The following is a 15,530-nucleotide window of genomic DNA, read 5'->3' on the forward strand; positions in this document are numbered from 1 at the left end:
TGCGGCCGGTCCACCGTCTTACGAGAGTATTGAGTGAACGTTTTCTTCGAGGAATCGGGTAGTTTCAAGGCCGGCTCGGTGTTGTCCAAACAGGGCGACGCGTTTCAGGTCGAGTTGCCGGGCGGGCGGCGCGCGAAGGTGCGCGCCAAAGACGTGCTGATCGAGTTCGACAAGCCCGCGGCCGGCGACCTGATGCAGGAAGCCGACGCCATCGCGCAGGAGATCGATCTCGACTTTCTGTGGGAATGCGCACCCGACGATGAATTTCCGTTCGCCGCGCTCGGCGCCGATTATTTCGGCGATAAATTCGGCCCCACCGAACGCGCCGCGCTCGTGCTGCGCATGCACGGCGCGCCCGTGTATTTCCGTCGCAAGGGACGCGGCCAGTATCAGCGCGCGCCACAGGAGCAATTGCAGATGGCGCTCGCCGGCCTCGAGCGCAAGCGTCAGCAGGCGCTCGTGCAGCAGGGCTACGAAGACGAACTGAAAGCAGGCAGGTTGCCCGACGCGTTGAAGGACAAGGCGCTCGGCCTGCTCACGAAGCCCGACAAGAATTCCATCGAATACAAGGCGCTCGAAGCGGCGGCGGCCGCGCGCGGCATTTCGCAGGCGCGGCTGATGCTCGAATGCGGCGGCATCGCGTCGCCGCGCGCGCTGCACGAAGCGCGTTTTCTGTCGGAATACTTTCCGCACGGCGTCGGCTTTCCGTCGGTGCAGCCGGGGCCGTTGCCGGACGATCTGCCCGAGGCGAATGTCGAAGCGTTTTCCATCGACGACGTCACCACGACCGAAATCGACGACGCGTTCTCCGTCGAGCATCTCTCCGATGGCCGCGTGCGTGTGGGCATCCATATCGCGGCGCCGGCGCTCGGCATCACGCGCGGCGACGCCACCGATGCGATCGCGCGCGGGCGTTTGTCGACCGTCTACATGCCCGGCGACAAGATCACGATGCTGCCCGACAACGTCGTCGACGTGTTCACGCTCGGCGAAGGGGACTTTCGTCCGGCGCTGTCGCTGTACATCATCGTGAATCGCGAGACGCAAGATATTGTCGCCACCGAAACGCGCGCCGAACGCGTATTCGTGAAGAGCAATCTGCGCCACAACCATCTCGACGAGCACGTCACCGAGGAGAGCCTCGCCGCCGGCACGGGCGAGTATCCGCACAAGGCGGACATCGCCGTGCTCTGGCCGCTCGCGCAGGCGCTCTTCGAAAAGCGCCAGCAGGCGCGCGCCACGTACGGCCTAAGGCGCGAAGTGCAGCGCAACAACGACTTCAACTTCTATGTCGACGGCGAGCACATCACGATCACGCCGCGCCGTCGCGGTTCGCCGCTCGATCTGATCGTCGCGGAGCTCGCGATTCTCGCGAACTCGTCGTGGGGCGCGTTCCTCAACGATCACGGCGTGCCGGGCATCTACCGCTCGCAGCGCGGATTCGGCGGACCGGGCCCGAAGCGCACGCGCATGCAGACGACGCCCGCGCCGCACGAAGGCCTCGGCGTCGCGCAATATGCGTGGAGCACGTCGCCGCTGCGCCGCTATGTCGATCTCGTCAATCAATGGCAACTGATCGCGTGCGTGCAGCATGGCGTCACCGCCAAGCTCGCCGCGCCGTTCAAGCCGAAGGACGCGGATCTCTTCGCCGTCGTGCAGGGTTTCGACGATACGTACACCGCGTACGCCGATCATCAGCGCCGCATGGAGTACTTCTGGTGTCTGCGCTGGCTGAAGCAGGAAAACAGGCGGCAGGTTCCGGCGTCGGTGATCAAGGACGATCTCGTGCGCCTCGAAGAGATTCCGCTGATCCTGCACGTGCCGGGCCTCGGCGTGCATGCGCGCGGCACGCGTGTGATGCTGGAAGTCGTGTCCATCGATGAGCTGACCGTCGAAGCGTCGTGCCGTCTGCTGCATGTGATCGATGCGCCGGGCGCAGCGGCCGAGGAAGATGAGGCGGAAGAGGACATCATCGAAGCCAACGATCTTTCCGCCGAAAGCGAAGCCGAAGCGCAAGCCGAGGCATCGGCGGAGCAGCCACAATCGGAAACGCCCGGAAACACGCAGGAACCGACGCCATGAAAGATCAATACGCGGTGATCGGCAATCCGATCGAGCACAGCAAATCGCCGTGGATTCACGCAAAGTTCGCCGCGCAGACCGGCGAGCCGATCGAATACGGGCGCATTCTCGGACCCCTCGACGGCTTCGGGCGCGAGGTGAAGCGCTTCATCGCGTCGGGCGGGCGCGGCATGAACGTCACCGTGCCGTTCAAGCTCGAAGCGCACGCGCTCGCGGATTCGCTGTCGCCGCGCGCGGCGGCGGCCGGCGCGGTGAATACGCTCGCCTTCGAAGCCGATGGCGTGCGCGGCGACAACACCGACGGCGTCGGACTCGTGCGCGACATCGAAGTGAACCTCGGCGTGAGTCTCAAGGGCGCGCGCATCCTGCTGCTCGGCGCCGGGGGCGCTGCACGCGGCGTCGTGCTGCCGATCTTCGATCGCGCGCCCGCGTCGCTCACGATCGTCAATCGGACGGCGGCGAAGGCCCATCAGCTCGTCGATCAATTCACGCAGAACGCGGCCGATTGCGGCGTGCGATTCTCGGGCGGCGGCGCGGACAGCGCAGAAAGCGGACCTTACGACGTGATCGTCAACGCGACTGCCGGCAGCCTCGACGCCGCCTTGCCCGATTGCGACGACAGCGCGTTCGGCGCGAGCACGCTCGCCTACGACATGATGTACGGCGCGCAGCCGACCGTCTTCATGCAGCACGCGAGGAAGCTCGGCGCGCGTGCGTCGGATGGACTCGGCATGCTGGTCGAGCAGGCCGCCGAATCGTTTTTCATCTGGCGCGGCGTGCGTCCGGACGGCGGCGCCGTCTTGCGCGAATTGCGCCACACGCTCGCTGCCAAAGCCTGATGACCACCGCGCCGGTCGGCAGCCGCTCGCCACGTGCGCACAAGGCGGTGCGGCTCGGGCCGGCGCGCTGGATCGCGTATGGCGTGTCGGTGCTGGGCATCGCGTTCATCGCGACGCAGATTTATTTCTTCGCGCAGATCGGCGTCTGGGCGGTCGTGAATCCTGGTCCGACCGCGTTCATGCGCGCCGACGCATGGACGCTCGCGAAGACACATCCCGGCATTGCGCTGCAACGCACGTGGGTGCCCTACGATCAGATTTCGCGCAATCTGAAGCGCGCGATCATCGCGTCGGAAGACGCCAACTTCGTCAACAACAACGGCTACGAAACCGACGCCATTCTGCAGGCGTGGGAAAAGAACAAGGCGCGCGGGAAGATCGTCGCGGGCGGCTCGACCATTTCGCAGCAGCTCGCGCGCAATCTGTTCCTGTCGCGCGAGAAGAGCTACGTGCGCAAGGCGCAGGAGCTCGTCATCACGTGGATGCTCGAACTCCTGTTGACCAAGGAACGCATCTTCGAGATCTATCTGAATTCGGTCGAGTGGGGCAACGGCGTCTACGGCGCGGAAGCGGCGGCGCGTTACTACTACAAGACGTCGGCGGCGAAACTCACCGCGTGGCAGAGCGCGCGCCTCGCCGTGATGCTGCCGCGGCCCAAATATTTCGACGACCATCGCAACGCGCCGTATCTGTCGCAGCGGGCAGGCGTCATCGCGCGCCGGATGGGGGCGGCGGAACTGCCGCAGTGAAATTTAGTTCGCCACGCTAAACATTTTAAGGCCCTGATTTATCAGGGCTTTTTTGTTTTCGGAATGCTGTCGGCTGTCAGATTTCTTCCCATTATGTGAGCGGTACGGTCACATATTGAATAATTCCAAGAGCCGGAACTACAATCCGACCAAAGCCCGAAACGGCACCTGCGTGCGACGACCGCAACCCTCGGCGTGCACGACCAGAACAATGGAGACACGTCATGCATCCGATCGCTCGCCCGCACGCGCGGGCCTCTTCGCTCGACCTGCACGCCCGATCCACAGCACGTGTGTGCGCGGTCCGACGTGCATCGTGACAGCCGGGAGCCCCGCGCCATGACCAAATTCCAGAACCCGGAAACCGACGCCGCCGAAGCGCAAGCCGCGCATGCGAGCGGTTCCCGCGTGAAGAGCATCGGCGCGAGCGCGCCGAAGCACGCGCCCGATCCCGACGCGATCGCGTTGCCGAGCGCGCTCGTCGACATCACGCCGCAGCAGGCCGGCACGCAGACGCTGCTGCGCGGTCTCGCGATCCTCGAAGCCGCCGCGAACGGCGCGCGCGATCTGCGCTCATTCGGCGCCGCGCTCGGCACGACGCGCAGCACGACGCACCGGCTCGTCAGCTCGCTCGTGCAGGCGCGCTATCTGCGGCAGGTGCCGGGCGGCTATCTGCTCGGGCCGAAGCTGATCGAACTGGGCACGATCGCGCTGGAGCAAATGCCGCTCACCACCGTCGCGCGCCCGCATTTGCAGGCGCTCGCCGATCACACGCACGACACCATCCACCTCGGCGTGCGCGACGGCGACGACGTTCTCTACATCGACAAGATTCCCGGCACGCGCGGGCTGGAAATGCGCTCGCGCGTCGGGCATCGCATGCCGCTCGCGTCGACGGGCATCGGCAAGGCGATGATGCTCGACCTCGAAGCGAACGCGTGGAAAAGGCTGCTCGAAGCGTCGCATCGCGCGCTCGCGAAGATGAGCTTCAGGCCCGACAATCGCCCCGATTTCGATACCTTCCTGCAGCGCATGACGCGCTATTCGCAAGGCGGCTTTACCTTCGATCTCGAAGAGAACGAAGCGTCGATCCGCTGCGTCGCCGCGCCCGTGCGCGATGCGTCGGGCGCGATCGTCGCGGCGCTGTCGGTGGCGAGCACCATTCCCTACATGCCGCACGAGCGCATGGAAGAACTGATTCCGGTCGTGCAGCGCGAGGCGCGCGCGATTTCCGAGGAACTCGGCTGGCGCGCGCCGCAGGCTGCACGCAGGATCAAGCGATGACCTTGCCCGCACTCATCGCGCTCGACTGGGGCACGACCTCGCTGCGCGCCTATCTGCTCGGCAGCGACGGCGTCGCGCTCGATACACGCACGTCGTCGGCGGGCATCATGAACCTGCCCGCTGGCGGCTTCGATCAGGCGTTCGAAGACACCTGCGGCGTGTGGCTCGACGCGCATGCGCCGCTGCGGGCGCAGTTGCCGGTCATCGCCGCGGGCATGGTCGGCAGCGCGCAGGGCTGGATCGAAGCGCCGTATGTCGAAACGCCCGCGGGCGCCGATGCGCTCGTCGCGGGCATCGTCACGGTGAAAACGGCGCGCGGCGTGATCGTGCATATCGCGCCGGGCGTGCTGGAGCAAGGCGCTCTCCCCAACGTGATGCGCGGCGAGGAAACGCAGATCTTCGGCGCGCTTTTCGGCGAACCGGCGCTGGGAGGGACGAGCGGCGCATTGATCGGCTTGCCCGGCACGCACGCGAAGTGGGCGTTCGTCGCCGATGAGCGCATCGAGCGCTTCTATACCTTCATGACGGGCGAGACCTTCAGCGCGCTGCGCGATCACACGATTCTCGGCCGCACGATGCATCCGGGCGCGACGCACGACGAGCCGGCGTTTTTGCGCGGCGTCGATACGGCGCGCGATGCCGGTCAGGCCGGCCTGCTTGCGACGATTTTCAGCACGCGCACGCTCGGTCTCACCGGCCAGCTTTCGGCGGAACAGCAGCCGGATTATCTGTCCGGAATTCTGATCGGCCACGAGCTGCGCGGACTGAACGAAGTGCTCGCGCGTCAGCAATCGTCGCTGGCAGGCAGGACGCTGCGCCTGATCGGCAACGACGCGCTTTGCAAGCGCTACCGCGCGGCGCTTGCACGCTTCGGTTGCCACGACGCCCCGACGGTCGCGCATGCCACCGAGCGCGGCCTTTACCGAATCGCAGCGCTAGCCGGGTTGATCGCCGCGCCCGTGCGCGCAGCCTGAAAGGAGCAAAAAAATGCAGCCTTCCATCAATCTGCCCGCGCCTTATGGCATGCACGCCGGTCTCGCGAATGCGTTCGCCGCGTGTCCGCTGATCGCGATCCTGCGCGGCGTCACGCCCGCCGATGCCGCCGAACACGGTCGCGCGTTGTATGAAGCGGGATTTCGCATCGTCGAGGTGCCGCTCAATTCGCCGCAGCCGTTCGACAGCATCGCGGCGATCCGCGAGGCGCTGCCCGCCGATGCGATCGTCGGTGCCGGCACGGTGCTGCATCCGAGTTACGTCGATAGCGTGAAGGCCGCGGGCGGCGAGCTGATCGTGATGCCGCACAGCGACGCCGATGTCGTGCGCGCCGCGAAAGTGCAAGGTCTCGCGTGCGCGCCGGGCGTCGCGACGCCGAACGAGGCGTTTCTCGCGCTGAAGAACGGCGCGGACGTGCTGAAGATGTTTCCGGCCGAGCAGCTCGGCCCGGCGATCGCGAAGGCATGGCGCGCGGTGATTGCGAAGGAAGTGCCGCTCGTGCCGGTCGGCGGCATCGCGCCGGACAACATGGGACCGTTCCTCGCCGCGGGCGCGAACGGTTTCGGCCTGGGCTCGGCGCTGTACAAGCCGGGCCAGAGCGCTGAAGTGACGGCGGCTCACGCGAAGGCGTTCGTCGACGGGCTGGCGCTTGCACGAGGCGAAGCCAAATGAACCGCCTCGCCGGCAAAGTCGCCATGGTCACGGGAGCGGGACGCGGCATCGGCGCGGCGATCGCGCTGGCGTTTGCGCGCGAGGGCGCATCGGTGGCGCTGGCGGAGCTCGATATCGACGCGGCGCGCGCGACGGCGGAACGAATTGCCGCAGACGCGAGCGGCGCGCGCGTGCTCGCGGTCCAAACGGACGTCGCGCAGAGCGCATCGGTGAAAGAAGCGGTGACGCAAACCGAAACCGCGTTCGGCCCGCTCGATGTCCTCGTGAACAACGCGGGCATCAACGTGTTCTGCGATCCGCTCACGATGACCGACGAAGACTGGCGGCGCTGCTTCGCCGTCGATCTCGACGGCGTGTGGAACGGCTGCCGCGCGGTGCTGCCGGGCATGGTCGGGCGCGGGCGCGGGAGCATCGTGAATATTGCGTCGACGCACAGCTTCAAGATCATTCCGGGCTGCTTTCCGTATCCGGTGGCCAAGCACGGCGTGATCGGCCTGACGCGCGCGCTCGGTATCGAATACGCGCCCAGCAATGTGCGCGTGAATGCGATCGCGCCGGGTTACATCGAAACGCAATTGACGCTCGACTGGTGGGAGGCGCAAGCGGACCCGAAAGCCGCGCGCCAGGCGACGCTCGATTTACAGCCGATGAAGCGCATCGGCCAGCCGCAGGAAGTGGCGATGACGGCGGTGTTTCTCGCATCGGACGAGGCGCCGTTCATCAACGCGAGTTGCATCACGGTCGATGGCGGGCGCTCGGCGCTGTACCACGACTGAACGAACCGGGAACCACCAGAAGAATGACGACGCACTGGCCGCGGTGCGCTTCATCAATAAAACACACGGCCACACACCTTCGTAGCGCCCGCGCGCGGGCATTTTTCGACATCGGAAAAAGTCGGGAGACAAAAAATGAAACGCAGACTGTTCCTCACGCTGATCGCCGCTGCAACGGCAACGAGCGCGTCCATGATCGCGGCGCCCGTCGCGCAGGCCGCCGACGAGATCAAGATCGGCTTCCTCGTGAAGCAGCCGGAAGAACCGTGGTTCCAGGACGAATGGAAATTCGCCGAAATCGCCGCGAAGAACAAGGGCTTCACGCTCGTGAAGATCGGCGCGCCGTCGGGCGAAAAGGTGATGAGCGCCATCGACAACCTCGCCGCGCAAAAGGCGCAGGGTTTCATCATCTGCACGCCGGACGTCAAGCTCGGACCGGGCATCGTGGCGAAGGCGAAGGCGGACAAGCTCAAGATGATGACGGTCGATGACCGCCTCGTCGACGGCTCCGGCAAGCCGATCGAATCCGTGCCGCACATGGGCATTTCGGCCTACAACATCGGCAAGCAGGTGGGCGACGGCATCGCCGCCGAGATCAAGAAGCGCGGCTGGGACATGAAGGATGTCGGCGCGATCGACGTGACCTACGAGCAACTGCCGACCGCGCATGACCGCACCGCCGGCGCCACCGATGCGCTCATTGCCGCCGGTTTCCCGAAGGCGAACATCATCGCCGCGCCGCAGGCGAAAACCGATACGGAAAACGCGTTCAACGCGGCGAACATCGCGCTCACGAAGAATCCGCAGTTCAAGCACTGGGTCGCTTACGCGCTCAACGACGAAGGCGTGCTCGGCGCGGTGCGTGCGGCCGAAGGGCGCGGCTTCAAGGCGGACAACATGATCGGCATCGGCATCGGCGGTTCGGACTCGGCGCTGAACGAATTCAAGAAGCCGAATCCGACGGGCTTTTACGGCACCGTCATCATCAGCCCGAAGCGCCACGGCGAAGAGACGTCCGAGTTGATGTACGCGTGGATCAAGGACGGCAAGGCGCCGCCGCCGCTTACGCTCACGACCGGCATGCTGGCGACGCGTGAGAACGTCGCGTCGGTGCGTCAGCAGATGGGACTGGCGTCGAACTAAAGCTTTGCGGGCCGTATGAAAGTGCGGCCCGCGCATGATCCAAGGAGGCGATGTGTCAGCGACGCTGCGTTTTGACAGTATCGGCAAGGTGTTTCCAGGCGTGCGCGCGCTCGATGGCGTGTCGTTCGACGTCAACGCCGGCGAAGTTCACGGTCTGATGGGCGAGAACGGCGCGGGCAAATCGACTTTGCTCAAGATTCTCGGCGGCGAGTATCAGCCCGATTCGGGGCGCGTGCTCATCGACGACAGGGAAGTGCATTTCGCGAGCGCGGCGGCTTCGATCGCGTCGGGCATCGCGGTGATTCATCAGGAATTGCAGTACGTGCCGGATCTGACCGTGTCCGAGAATCTGCTGCTCGGCGCGCTGCCGAACCGGCTCGGCTGGGTCGACAAGCGCGCGGCGAAAGCCCACGTGCGCGAGCGGCTCGCGGCGATGGGCGTCGATCTCGATCCGAACGCGAAGCTGCGCAAGCTGTCCATCGCGCAGCGGCAGATGGTCGAAATCTGCAAGGCGCTGCTGCGCAACGCGCGCGTGATCGCGCTCGACGAACCGACGTCATCGCTCTCGCATCGCGAGACGGAAGTGCTGTTCAAGCTCGTGCGCGATCTGAAGGCCGATAACCGCGCGCTGATCTACATCTCGCATCGCATGGACGAGATTTACGAACTGTGCGACGCCTGCACGATTTTCCGCGATGGCCGCAAGATCGCATCGCATCTTGCGCTCGCCGACGTGCCGCGCGACACGCTCGTGCAGGAGATGGTCGGCCGCGAGATCAGCGACATCTACGGCTATCGCGCGCGAGAGTTGGGCGACGTGCGCTTTTCGGTGAAGAACGTGCAGGGCGATGCTTTGAGCGCGCCGGCAAGTTTCGAGGTGAAGCGCGGCGAGATCGTCGGCTTTTTCGGATTGGTCGGCGCGGGCCGCAGCGAGCTGATGCATCTCGTGTACGGCGCGGACAAGAAGAAGGACGGCGACATCCTGCTCGACGGCCAGCCGATCAAGATACGCAGCACGGGCGAAGCGATTCGTCACGGCATCGTGCTGTGCCCGGAGGATCGCAAGGAAGAGGGCATCGTCGCGATGGCGACGGTCGCGGAGAACATCAATATTTCGTGCCGCCGTCACTATCTGCGCGGCGGTCTGTTTCTCGACCGCAAGAAGGAAGCGCAGACGGCCGACCGTTTTATCCAGTTGCTGAAGATCAAGACGCCGAGCCGCAAGCAGCGCATCCGTTTTCTGTCGGGCGGCAATCAACAGAAGGCGATTCTGTCGCGCTGGCTCGCGGAGCCGGATCTGAAGGTCGTCATTCTCGATGAGCCGACGCGCGGCATCGACGTCGGCGCGAAACACGAGATTTACAACGTGATCTATCAGCTTGCGGAGCGCGGCTGCGCGATCGTGATGATTTCGTCGGAGTTGCCGGAAGTGCTGGGCGTGTCCGATCGCATCGTCGTGATGCGGCAGGGGCGGATCGCGGGCGAACTGGCGCGCGGGAAGGCGAGCGAACAGGCGGTGTTGAGTCTCGCGCTGCCGCAGAGCGAGAGCGTCGCGCAGGCGGCATGAAGGCGACATCAGGAGAAGAGGAGCGAATCATGGAAGCAAGAGAAAACATCGTGGGGCAGGCGACGGAAACCGTCGCGAACGCGCTGATCCCGCAGAAGAATGACAAACAGAAGTGGTGGCAGCAGATCACGGAGTACAGCCTGATCGTGATCTTCATCGTCATGTTCGTGACGATGTCGCTTTCCGTCGATCACTTCTTCTCGATCGAGAACATGCTGGGCCTCGCGCTGTCGATTTCGCAGATCGGCATGGTCGCGTGCACGATGATGTTCTGTCTCGCGTCGCGCGACTTCGACTTGTCGGTTGGGTCGACGATCGCCTTCGCCGGCGTGCTGTGCGCGATGGTGCTCAATGCGACCGACAACACTTTTATTGCGATCATTGCTGCAGTTGCGGCGGGCGCGGTGATCGGCTTCGTGAACGGAGCGGTGATCGCTTATCTGCGCATCAACGCGCTGATCACCACGCTGGCCACGATGGAAATCGTGCGCGGGCTTGGCTTCATCGTGTCGCATGGGCAGGCGGTGGGGGTGTCGTCGGATACGTTCATTGCGCTCGGCAGTTTGTCGATGCTCGGGATTTCCCTGCCGATCTGGGTGACGCTTGCGTGCTTTATCGTTTTTGGCGTATTGCTCAACCAGACGGTGTATGGACGTAATACATTGGCGATCGGCGGAAATCCCGAGGCTTCGCGGCTGGCGGGCATCAATGTCGAGCGCACGCGGGTGTGGATCTTTTTGATTCAGGGCGCGGTCACCGCGCTGGCGGGTGTGATTCTCGCCTCGCGGATTACTTCGGGGCAGCCGAACGCTGCTCAGGGGTTCGAGCTCAATGTGATTTCGGCTTGTGTGCTTGGTGGGGTTTCGCTGCTTGGCGGGCGGGCTACGATTTCTGGCGTCGTGATTGGCGTGCTCATCATGGGTACTGTCGAAAACGTCATGAATCTGATGAATATCGATGCGTTTTATCAGTATCTCGTTAGAGGGGCTATCTTGCTTGCTGCTGTGTTGCTCGATCAGTTGAAGAATCGCGGGTCGCGGGATTGATGGTCTTTTGAGGATGTCGTGGAAGCCTGCTTTCGTGTCGGTTTGTTAGCACTGCCCCTCCCCGGGGCGGGGGTAACTTTCTTTGCTGCTGCAAAGAAAGTCACCAAAGAAAGCAGCTTTCCCCAGCCTAAGCACTTCACGCCGGCCGCGGCACAGGCGATCGGCTGAATGGAACCCGGAGTAGCAAGTGTTCTCGTAGGTCTTATCGGGCGTGGATCGCGCACGGTCTGCCGCCCGATATCGTTAAGCGAACTGGTTCAGCACGAAAGGGTTCCGGCACAGCGCTTCGCGCTGCCGCCGAGTTTGCAAGGGAAACCAGCGGTGGGCGTGGGCAAATTCACGGGCTCACGCAAACCCGGTCTTCCCGTCGGCCGCGAAGCGGGGCTGGAGCTATTGGTGCTGAACCAGTCAGTAGTGCGGTGCGATGTGACGGACCGTGCGCGATCCAAGCCCGGTTAGGCCTTCGAGGGCACTAGCTACTGCCGGCCCACGAGAGTAGTTCTGTGCCGCGGCCGGTGTGAAGTGCTTAGGCTGGGAAAAGCTGCTTTCTTTGGTGCTTACTCTGGTCCCGAGCAAAGAAAGTGACTGCCGCCCCGCACAGGGGCAGAGCAACAGACCAACACGAAATCAGGATTTCACGCAAAAAGCAGAGAGACGAGAAGCCATGGCAACCATCAGCAAAACGCTAGCAAAGTACCCGAGCCTGGAAGGCAAAACAGTCCTGATCACCGGCGGCGCCACCGGCATCGGTGAAGGCTTCGTCGAACACTTCTTCGACCAGAACGCAAAAGTCGCCTTCTTCGACCTCGACACCGACGCAGGCGAAGCGCTCGCGGACCGCCTCGGCGCAGCCCTGCAACCAGACCAGACGCGCCCGATGTTCCTGCGCGTCGACCTCACCGACATCGACGCGCTAAGAAAAGGCATCGAAGACGTAAGAAGCGCGCTAGGCCCGATCAACGTGCTGGTCAACAACGCCGCCAACGACAAGCGCCACGCCATCGAAGACGTCACGCCCGAGTCCTACGATGCAGGCATCGCGGTCAACATCCGGCATCAGTTCTTCGCGGCGCAGGCCGTGATCGAAGACATGAAGCGCTCCGGCGGCGGCTCGATCATCAATCTCGGCTCGATCAGCTGGATGCTCAAGCAAGGCAACTTCCCCGTCTACACGACGGCGAAATCCGCCGTGCAGGGCATGACGCGCGGCCTCGCGCGCGATCTCGGCAAGTTCGGCATCCGCGTGAACACGCTCGTGCCAGGCTGGGTGATGACCGAGAAGCAAAAGCGTCTATGGCTCGACGACGCCGGCAAGGAAGCCATCAAACAAGGCCAGTGCATCGGCGGGGAACTGCTGCCCGCGCATCTCGCGCGCGCCGCGCTCTTTCTCGCATCGGACGACAGCAGCATGATCACCGCGCAAGACATCATCGTCGACGGAGGATGGGCCTGATGAACAATCAACGCGCCACGTTGTTGATCGACAGCCGATGCACGCTCGGCGAAGGCGCGACGTGGTGCGCCGCGAGCGGTCAACTCTGGTGGACCGATATCGAGGGCGAGAAACTGTGGCGCCACGATCCGCGCGACGGCTCGACCGAATCATTCGCGATGCCCGAGCGCCTCGCGTGCTTCACGCCGTGCGCCGATGCGCGCTTCCTGCTGCTCGGGCTCGCGTCGCGGCTCGCATTCTACGAAATCTCGACCGGCAAAAGCGACACCATCACGCAAGTCGAAGCCGAGCTGCCGACGCGCCTCAACGACGGCCGCTGCGACCGCGAAGGGCGTTTCGTGTTCGGCACCAAGCACGATGTGGACGACGCGCGAGCCATCGGCGGCTTCTATCGGCTGAATCACGATTTGTCGCTCGAACGGCTGCCGCTCGGCGACTGTGCGATTTCGAACAGCATCGGCTTCAGCCCGGACGGCAAGACGATGTACTACTGCGATTCACCGTCGCGCCAGATCCGCGTCTGTGACTATCCGACATTCGCGAACGACCGCGTGCTCGTCGAACTGACCGATGCGACGGGCGTGCCCGACGGTTCGATCGTCGATGCCGAAGGCGGCTTGTGGAACGCGCAGTGGGGCGGCGCGCGCGTGGTGCGCTATGGGCTCGACGGCCGCGAGACGGCGCGCATCGACATGCCGACCGCGCAGCCGAGCTGCGCCGCGTTCGGCGGGCCGGAGTTCGGCGCGCTGTACGTGACGAGCGCGTGCATCGGCCTCGACGATCACGCGTTGCAAAGCGATGCGCACGCGGGCGGCGTGTTCGTCGCGACGCCGGGCGCGCGTGGCATCGCGGAAGCCGTATTCGCCGGAAAAGCCTAAGAGCACCGAGGCGGCGCGCAACGACGCGCCGTCCGACACGTCCCGGCCGCGCCGGGGTTTCGCCTCTCGATGGAGCACGAGTCATGACTGTTGCGCGCACAGAGCAAAGACCGAATCCTGCATCGACGACATCCACGGCCCAGGCAAACGCCCGCCGGTCGAGACTGGCCGCCGCGGCCGAGCCGCCGATACGCCCCGGCCCGGGCACCGCGGCCGTCGCGATCGGCGGTTCGAATGCCGAAGGCTGCATCACGCTCGCCAACGCGCATCTGCGGCTCGAACTCGCGCCGTCGCTCGGCGGCGGCATCACGCGTTTCGACTGGCGACATGAAGGCTCGCTGGTGCCGATCTTCCGCCCGTGCATCGAGCCCGGCCCGGACACCGATCCGAATCAGCTCGCGTGCTATCCGCTCTTGCCGTATTCGAACCGCATCGGCAACGGGAATTTTCAGTTTTCGGGACGTTCGATCGACGTGCCGTGCAACCGCGCCGGCGAACCGCTGCCGCTGCACGGCGACGGCTGGCTCGGCGCGTGGGAAATCGAAGAGGAAACGGCAGGGCGCGCGCGGCTCACGCTCGATCGGAGCGACGGCAAGCCATATGCGTTTCGCGCCGCGCAGACCTACGCGCTCGACGACGCGACGCTCGTCGTAACCCTCGATGTCGAGAACACCGGCACCGACGCGCTGCCGTTCGGCCTCGGGCTGCATCCGTTCCTGATGCGCGAGGCGGACACGGAACTCTCGGCGGCGGCGGGCGGCGTGTGGCTCTGCGGCGACGACTGGCTGCCGGTGCGCCACGTGCCTACGCCGCCGGCGTGGCAGTTCGGCGTCGCATATCCGATGCCGTCCGGGATGGTGAACAACGCGTTTACCGGCTGGAGCGGCCGCACGAGCGTGCTGTGGCCGAAGCGGCGCCTGTCGCTGACGATCGCCGCCGACACCGATTACTACGTGCTGTACGTGCCGCCGGGCGAGAGCTTCTTCTGCTTCGAGCCGGTCGATCATCCGATCAACGCGGTGAATCTGCCCGGCGGCGGCGAGGCGCATGGGATGACCGTGCTCGAGCCGGGAGAGCGCTTATCGCGTGGGTTTCGTTTTACGGTCGAGCGCATCGGGGAAGCGGCGCGGCGTGCAAGACCCAAGGCGCGGGCGAGAGCGGCGGCGCGCTGACCGCGAGAGCCGCACGTTAAAATGCGTGGCATCGACGTTCAACGAAATCCCCGCCATGTCCTTCATCGAATCCCTCAACGCCGCGTGGTCGCGGACTCAATCGCTTTTGTGCGTCGGCCTCGATCCCGAGCCGTCGAAATTTCCCGGCGCGCTCAATGGCCGCGCGGACGCGATTTTCGAGTTCTGCAAGACCATCGCCGATGCAACCGCGCCGTATGCGTCGTCGTTCAAGCCGCAGATCGCGTACTTCGCGGCGCATCGCGCGGAAGATCAGCTCGAAGCGTTGATCGCGCATATCCACGAAAAGCATCCCGGCATTCCGGTGATTCTCGATGCCAAGCGCGGCGACATCGGCAGCACGGCGGAGCAATACGCGAAGGAAGCCTTCGAGCGCTACAAGGCCGACGCCGTGACGGTCAATCCGTACATGGGCTTCGATTCGATCGAGCCGTATCTCGCGCACGAAGGGCGTGGCGTGATCGTGCTGTGCCGCACGTCGAACGCGGGCGGCTCGGACCTGCAATTCCTGACGACGTCCGATGGCACGCCGCTGTATCAGGTCGTCGCGCGGCTCGCGGCGGAAAAGTGGAACGCCAAGGGACAGCTCGGCCTCGTCGTCGGCGCGACGTTCCCGAAGGAAATCGAAACGGTTCGGGGGATCGTCGGCGAGATGCCGTTGCTCATTCCGGGCATCGGCGCGCAGGGCGGCGATGTGAAAGCGACCGTGCGCGCGGGCCGCACGGCGAACGGCGCCGGCATGCTGATCAACTCATCGCGCGCGATCATTTACGCCGGCAAGGGTGACGACTACGCGCAAGCCGCGGCCGTTGCGGCGGAGAAGACGCGCGACGCGATCAATGAGTATCGGTGAGCGGG

General features: G+C 64.7%; 14 protein-coding genes. All 14 read left to right on the forward strand.

What is annotated here, in order from left to right; translation table 11 throughout:
- Nucleotides 1-33 precede the first annotated feature (33 nt).
- The 14 genes from AWB75_RS02440 to pyrF all read left to right on the forward strand — a co-directional run bounded on the left by AWB75_RS02440 (nt 34) and on the right by pyrF (nt 15,525).
- On the forward strand, nt 34-2,082 hold the full coding sequence (locus AWB75_RS02440) for a ribonuclease catalytic domain-containing protein (protein WP_061122497.1): 2,049 nt from the start codon (nt 34-36) through the stop codon (nt 2,080-2,082).
- Nucleotides 2,079-2,921: a shikimate dehydrogenase gene (gene aroE, locus AWB75_RS02445; protein WP_061122498.1), complete on the forward strand. Its 843-nt coding sequence runs from the start codon at nt 2,079-2,081 to the stop codon at nt 2,919-2,921. The genes AWB75_RS02440 and aroE overlap by 4 nt, the downstream gene beginning before the upstream one ends.
- Nucleotides 2,921-3,670, forward strand: coding sequence for a monofunctional biosynthetic peptidoglycan transglycosylase (gene mtgA / locus AWB75_RS02450; protein WP_061122499.1), 750 nt, complete (start codon nt 2,921-2,923; stop codon nt 3,668-3,670). The genes aroE and mtgA overlap by 1 nt, the downstream gene beginning before the upstream one ends.
- 339 nt (nt 3,671-4,009) lie before the next feature.
- On the forward strand, nt 4,010-4,954 hold the full coding sequence (locus AWB75_RS02455; RefSeq protein WP_061122500.1) for an IclR family transcriptional regulator: 945 nt from the start codon (nt 4,010-4,012) through the stop codon (nt 4,952-4,954).
- A complete protein-coding gene (locus AWB75_RS02460; RefSeq protein ID WP_061122501.1) occupies nt 4,951-5,928 on the forward strand; it encodes a 2-dehydro-3-deoxygalactonokinase in 978 nt (325 codons plus the stop codon). The genes AWB75_RS02455 and AWB75_RS02460 overlap by 4 nt, the downstream gene beginning before the upstream one ends.
- 13 nt (nt 5,929-5,941) lie before the next feature.
- Nucleotides 5,942-6,619: a 2-dehydro-3-deoxy-6-phosphogalactonate aldolase gene (locus AWB75_RS02465; protein ID WP_061122502.1), complete on the forward strand. Its 678-nt coding sequence runs from the start codon at nt 5,942-5,944 to the stop codon at nt 6,617-6,619.
- Complete coding sequence (locus tag AWB75_RS02470) at nt 6,616-7,395, forward strand: SDR family oxidoreductase (RefSeq protein ID WP_061122503.1); 780 nt, start codon at nt 6,616-6,618, stop codon at nt 7,393-7,395. The genes AWB75_RS02465 and AWB75_RS02470 overlap by 4 nt, the downstream gene beginning before the upstream one ends.
- Before the next feature lie 135 nt (nt 7,396-7,530).
- A complete protein-coding gene (locus tag AWB75_RS02475) occupies nt 7,531-8,538 on the forward strand; it encodes an arabinose ABC transporter substrate-binding protein (protein ID WP_061122504.1) in 1,008 nt (335 codons plus the stop codon).
- A 52-nt stretch (nt 8,539-8,590) separates the two neighbouring features.
- On the forward strand, nt 8,591-10,105 hold the full coding sequence (gene araG / locus AWB75_RS02480; RefSeq protein ID WP_061122733.1) for an L-arabinose ABC transporter ATP-binding protein AraG: 1,515 nt from the start codon (nt 8,591-8,593) through the stop codon (nt 10,103-10,105).
- A gap of 29 nt (nt 10,106-10,134) precedes the next feature.
- Nucleotides 10,135-11,151, forward strand: coding sequence for an L-arabinose ABC transporter permease AraH (araH, locus tag AWB75_RS02485; RefSeq protein ID WP_061122505.1), 1,017 nt, complete (start codon nt 10,135-10,137; stop codon nt 11,149-11,151).
- A 664-nt stretch (nt 11,152-11,815) separates the two neighbouring features.
- Nucleotides 11,816-12,604, forward strand: a complete 789-nt coding sequence (locus AWB75_RS02490; RefSeq protein WP_061122506.1) for an SDR family NAD(P)-dependent oxidoreductase — start codon at nt 11,816-11,818, stop codon at nt 12,602-12,604.
- Nucleotides 12,595-13,482 carry an SMP-30/gluconolactonase/LRE family protein gene (locus tag AWB75_RS02495; RefSeq protein ID WP_061122507.1) on the forward strand — a complete coding sequence of 296 codons (888 nt, stop codon included), beginning with the start codon at nt 12,595-12,597 and terminating at the stop codon, nt 13,480-13,482. The genes AWB75_RS02490 and AWB75_RS02495 overlap by 10 nt, the downstream gene beginning before the upstream one ends.
- An 83-nt stretch (nt 13,483-13,565) precedes the next feature.
- On the forward strand, nt 13,566-14,654 hold the full coding sequence (locus AWB75_RS02500; protein ID WP_061122508.1) for an aldose 1-epimerase: 1,089 nt from the start codon (nt 13,566-13,568) through the stop codon (nt 14,652-14,654).
- A 55-nt stretch (nt 14,655-14,709) separates the two neighbouring features.
- Nucleotides 14,710-15,525, forward strand: coding sequence for an orotidine-5'-phosphate decarboxylase (gene pyrF, locus AWB75_RS02505; protein ID WP_061122509.1), 816 nt, complete (start codon nt 14,710-14,712; stop codon nt 15,523-15,525).
- Nucleotides 15,526-15,530: the final 5 nt, after the last annotated feature.

The sequence above is a fragment of the Caballeronia catudaia genome (genome assembly GCF_001544755.2).
GTDB lineage: Bacteria > Pseudomonadota > Gammaproteobacteria > Burkholderiales > Burkholderiaceae > Caballeronia > Caballeronia catudaia.